The sequence below is a fragment of the Pseudokineococcus sp. 5B2Z-1 genome (assembly GCF_037482305.1).
Classification (GTDB): Bacteria; Actinomycetota; Actinomycetes; order Actinomycetales; family Quadrisphaeraceae; genus Pseudokineococcus.
In genome coordinates this window covers 947,186-950,659 of sequence record NZ_JBBHZG010000001.1, presented here as the reverse complement: position 1 = coordinate 950,659, position 3,474 = coordinate 947,186, and the positions used below count along the sequence as shown (strand labels likewise).

At 75.8% G+C, this 3,474-nt stretch carries 3 protein-coding genes, 3 tRNA genes, 1 pseudogene and 1 riboswitch; of the genes and pseudogenes, 3 read left to right on the top strand and 4 right to left on the bottom strand.

All coding sequences use genetic code 11. The features are described 5' to 3' along the window. Positions 1-375 precede the first annotated feature (375 nt). A riboswitch (cyclic di-AMP (ydaO/yuaA leader) is annotated at positions 376-447 on the top strand. A 30-nt stretch (positions 448-477) separates the two neighbouring features. Both WDV85_RS03995 and WDV85_RS03990 read left to right on the top strand, forming a co-directional pair. Continuing rightward, positions 478-660, top strand: coding sequence for a hypothetical protein (locus WDV85_RS03995; protein ID WP_339569378.1), 183 nt, complete (start codon positions 478-480; stop codon positions 658-660). 12 nt (positions 661-672) lie between these two features. Then, positions 673-963 (top strand): annotated as a pseudogene (locus tag WDV85_RS03990) (C40 family peptidase); the annotation flags it as partial. A gap of 194 nt (positions 964-1,157) precedes the next feature. Here WDV85_RS03990 and WDV85_RS03985 read toward each other — a convergent pair. From WDV85_RS03985 to WDV85_RS03975, 3 genes are all read right to left on the bottom strand, one after another. Then, positions 1,158-1,233: transfer RNA gene (locus tag WDV85_RS03985), tRNA-Phe, on the bottom strand. Between the two features lie 52 nt (positions 1,234-1,285). Further along, a tRNA-Asp gene (locus WDV85_RS03980) sits at positions 1,286-1,362 on the bottom strand. A 53-nt stretch (positions 1,363-1,415) separates the two neighbouring features. Beyond that, positions 1,416-1,488, bottom strand: a tRNA-Glu gene (locus WDV85_RS03975). A gap of 219 nt (positions 1,489-1,707) precedes the next feature. Here WDV85_RS03975 and WDV85_RS03970 point away from each other — a divergent pair. Then, positions 1,708-2,100, top strand: a complete 393-nt coding sequence (locus tag WDV85_RS03970) for a metallopeptidase family protein (protein ID WP_298806143.1) — start codon at positions 1,708-1,710, stop codon at positions 2,098-2,100. Between the two features lie 74 nt (positions 2,101-2,174). Here WDV85_RS03970 and WDV85_RS03965 read toward each other — a convergent pair whose 3' ends face one another. After that, positions 2,175-3,254: a DNA topoisomerase IB gene (locus WDV85_RS03965; protein WP_339569377.1), complete on the bottom strand. Its 1,080-nt coding sequence runs from the start codon at positions 3,252-3,254 to the stop codon at positions 2,175-2,177. Positions 3,255-3,474: the final 220 nt, after the last annotated feature.

Below are 3,474 nucleotides of genomic sequence, written 5' to 3'. Positions count from 1 at the left end.
CGCGGCCCGCCGTCGGGCCGCGCGGTAGGCCGCCTCGTCGTCGGCGGGACCGGGTGCCGGAGTGCTCACGGCAGGAGTGTGCCGGGCCTCCCGTCCGGGGCGCACGGCCCTCGCCGCACGGGCGGGACGGCGCCGATCGCGTCCCACGCGCCCCACGGTCCCCGTGCGCCCCTTCGGCGACGGGACGAGATCCTTGAGGCATCTCCTGTCTCGATCGGGTAAAGGTCTGGCACACTCGCGCCGACCACTTCGTCAGAAGACCCCGCCGATGGCGGGGCGGCCGCGCGGACGCCGAACCCTGCCACCGCCGCGGCGCGCGACCTGAGCACAGGAGGACTCGGCAGGGGCGGAGGAACCAGGCGCGCCGGGCCCAGCGGGAGCTGGGTCCTCGGGGTGAAGCCGCAGCAGCGGCCGGGCATCTCTGGAGCCCGAACCCGACAGGTCACCCCCCGCAGGCGGTACCCGGAGGAACCCCCCATGAGCTCTGCCCTGCCCAGCACGGTCCTGCGCGCGCCCGCGCGCATGCTCCTCGTCCTCGTCGCCTCGCTCGCGCTCCTCGCCGGCTTCTCCGCCGGCCCGGCGGCGTCCAGCGCGGAGGCCGCCACCACGGCGGGCGGCAAGGCGGTCGCCGCTGCGGCCACCCGCGCCGGCATGCCCTAAGTCTACGGCGCCACCGGTCCCACCCGCTTCGACTGCTCCGGCCTCACCCAGTGGTCGTACAAGCAGGCGGGGCGCACCCTGCCGCGCACCGCGGCCCAGCAGCGGGCGGCTACGCGCGCCATCCCCGGGAGCTGGCTGCAGCCCGGCGACCTCGTCTTCTTCCACAGCTCGAGCGGCTCCGTCTACCACGTGGGCATCTACGCCGGGAACTGGCAGATCTGGGACGCCCCGAAGCCGGGCCGCGTCGTCTCCAAGCGCACGATCTGGGCGACGAGCGGTGTCACCTGGGGCCGCGTCGCCTGAGCGACCCCGCCCGAGCGACGGAGCCCGCGACCGAGCGGTCGCGGGCTCCGTCGCGTCGCGTGCCCGTGGGCGGCGCGGGGAGCCGGCAGCTCGGCAGCGGGAGACTGGTCCCGGCGCGGCCGCGGAGCGCACCCTCGACGCACGACGAAGGCGGCCACCCTCGAGGGTGGCCGCCTTCGTCGATGCGCTGCTCGTGGTGGCCAGAGGCGGGGTCGAACCGCCGACCTTCCGATTTTCAGTCGGACGCTCTACCAACTGAGCTATCTGGCCCTGCGCGGCAGCGCCGGCGCCCACCGGGTGGGACGGGCTGACCGGGTGCTGCTGGCGACCCCGACGGGACTCGAACCCGCGACCTCCGCCGTGACAGGGCGGCGCGCTAACCAACTGCGCTACGGGGCCTCTGGGTGAGGCCGTGGTGCTGCGCCCCGAGCGGGGCGGTGGTGCGACGTGCGTGCCCCCAACGGGATTCGAACCCGTGCTGCCGCTGTGAAAGAGCGGTGTCCTGGGCCGCTAGACGATGAGGGCCGTGCCCCCACGCCCGGCGAGCCCGGGGCGTCCTCCGGCGGCGTGCCGCGTTCGGACGTGCAGGAGCATAGGGGACCGGGCGCCCCTTCTCCAAAGCGGCCGCCGGGCGGCCCCCGACGGGCCCCGGCGGGGCCCCGGCGGTGGTGCTTACGAGTCCCGGCGGCGGGCCCACGAGCGAGCCCTCGAGCGGTCCGGTGGCAGGCTCGGCCCGTGCTGGAGATGGGTGACGAGGAGTTCGAGGCCGCCGTCGGTGACGGCCTCGACCGCATCCCCCCGGAGCTGGCGGCGGCGATGAGCAACGTCGTCGTCCTCGTGGCCGACGAGCCGGACGAGGAGCAGCTGGCCGAGGCCCGCGCCGCCGGGGACCTGGACCCGGACGACCCGGCGGCGACGCTGCTCGGTCTCTACGAGGGCACGCCCCTCACCGAGCGCGACGGCTGGTGGGACGCCGGCTCCCTGCCCGACCGGATCACCGTCTTCAAGGGGCCGCTGCTGCGGCTCTGCGACGACGTCGACGACCTCGTGGAGGAGGTCGCCGTCACCGTCGTGCACGAGGTGGCGCACCACTTCGGGATCGACGACGAGCGCCTGCACGAGCTGGGCTGGGGCTGACGCCGCAGCCGGCCCGTCCCGCGCCCGACGGTCCGCGCCCGACGGTCGGGACGCTCCGGGCCGGCTCGGCCCGCTCAGGCGGCGGCGCGCTCGCGCGTCCGGCGTCCCTGCCGGGCGGCGCGGCGGTCGGACACCGGCTCGTCGTGCAGGAGGGCGAGGACGGCCGCCTCGACGTCCCCGTGCGTGGCCGGCTCGCCGGGCTCGACGTCCCCGCCGAGCAGCCCCAGGGCGTTCTCGATCGTCACGCCGTCCTCGAAGAGGTCCACGACGCGCGGGTCGACGTAGCTGCTGCGGGCCACCGTCGGGGTGTTGCCGAGGTACATCGAGACCTCCTGCATGGCCCGGCTGACGGCCCGCTTGCGCGCCGTCGCCGACGTCGCCGCGTTGGTCGAGACGGCGAGGGCCACGGCGGCGAGCACGGTGGCGTGCCAGGTGCGGAAGTCCTTGGCCGAGACGTCGCCGCCGACGACCTCCTTGACGTAGGCGTTGATCTCGGTGCTCGTGATGTCGTGCCAGCCGGCGCGGTCCTTCCACGCCAGGAGGTCGTCCGTGCGGGGCCCCCGGCGCCGGCGCAGCGTCTGGACGGCGTCGATGACGTCGGCGTCGGCGACGGCGATGTGGCGGTCCTTGCCGGACTTGGCGACGTAGTCGAAGACGATCTGGTCGCCCTCGACGCTGACGTGCTGCTTCTCGATGGTGGCGAGGCCGAAGCTGCCGTTGGCCTCGGCGTAGGTCTCGCCGCCGATGCGGAAGAAGCCGAGGTCGAGCAGCCGGAAGGCGGTGGCGAGGGCCCGCTCGCGGGGCATGCCCGGCTGGCGCAGCTCCGCGGCGACCCGCTCGCGGGCGGCGGGCAGCCGCTCGGCGACCTCGAGGACCCGGTCGTGCTTGGCGCGGTCGCGCTGGCGGCGCCACTCGTCGTGGTAGCGGTACTGGCGCCGCCCGGCGGCGTCGGTGCCGACGACCTGGATGTGGCCGTTGGGCCACGGGCAGATCCAGACGTCCGTCCACGCGGGCGGGATGACGAGCTCCGCGCAGCGCGCCCGCGCGTCGGGGGCGAGCGGCTCGCCGAGGGCGTCGAGGTAGCGGAAGCCCTTCCCGTGCTTCACGCGGGTCCACCCCGGGTCGTTGGGGGAGGACGTGCGCAGGCGCGGCATGCCCCGATGGTCGGGCGGCGCCGGTCGGCGCGCGAGCCGGCGCGGTCCCGGATGCTGGACCTGAAGTGAGTCGGTCGGAATGGTGCTTACGCTGGCGGGGTTGCTGGAGCCGCTCGCAGAGCCCGCCGCCCGGCAGGCTCCGCCGCCCGTCGACCCGAGGGACGCCCGCCCATGAACGCCGTTCCCCCCGCCGCCACCGGCGCGCCGGCGCGCCCGGCCC

What these genes read in the sequence shown, in the direction of transcription:
- WDV85_RS03995 (WP_339569378.1), top strand. Translation starts at nt 478, where the DNA reads ATGAGCTCTGCCCTGCCCAGCACGGTCCTGCGCGCGCCCGCGCGCATG.
- WDV85_RS03970 (WP_298806143.1), top strand. Translation starts at nt 1,708, where the DNA reads ATGGGTGACGAGGAGTTCGAGGCCGCCGTCGGTGACGGCCTCGACCGC.
- WDV85_RS03965 (WP_339569377.1), bottom strand. Translation starts at nt 3,254, where the DNA reads ATGCCGCGCCTGCGCACGTCCTCCCCCAACGACCCGGGGTGGACCCGC.